This is a genomic window from Pandoraea capi (assembly GCF_902459735.1).
GTDB lineage: Bacteria > Pseudomonadota > Gammaproteobacteria > Burkholderiales > Burkholderiaceae > Pandoraea > Pandoraea capi.
In genome coordinates this window covers 1-534 of the sequence record NZ_CABPRV010000031.1, presented here as the reverse complement: position 1 = coordinate 534, position 534 = coordinate 1, and the positions used below count along the sequence as shown (strand labels likewise).

The 534-nt window shown below is 59.6% G+C and carries 1 pseudogene; it reads right to left on the bottom strand.

What is annotated here, in order from left to right:
• Positions 1-534 (bottom strand): annotated as a pseudogene (locus PCA20602_RS25495) (IS3-like element ISBam2 family transposase); the annotation flags it as partial.

Sequence of the window (534 nt, the reverse complement as noted above, 5' to 3'; positions counted from 1 at the left end):
TTAAACCAACTCCTGGAAAGCGGCAGGAGCGTCCGCGGTTGCTCGATGTTTCGCCGCAAACTCTGACGGCGCAAGGTAGTTCAGTGCGCTGTGCGGCCTTTGCTCGTTGTAGTCCTGACGCCATGCCGCGATGACAGCCCGAGCGTGCGCGAGCGTCGTGAACCAGTGCTCGTTAAGGCATTCGTCGCGGAACTTGCCGTTGAACGATTCGATGTACGCATTCTGCGTTGGCTTGCCCGCCTGAATCAACTTCAGAGTGACGCTGTTCGCATACGCCCACTGGTCAAGCGCGCGGCTCGTAAATTCGGGGCCCTGGTCTGTGCGCACCGCCTTGGGATAGCCACGGAAGCGAGCTGCACGCTCCAATGCCCGAGCGACATACAAACCTGAGATGCCATGGTCGACGACAATGTCGACAGCCTCTTTCGTGAAGTCATCGACGACGGTCAGGCACTTCACGCGCCGGCCATTGGACAGCGCATCCATCACGAAATCGATTGACCACACCTCGTTGGGCGCGCCTGGCAATGCCAG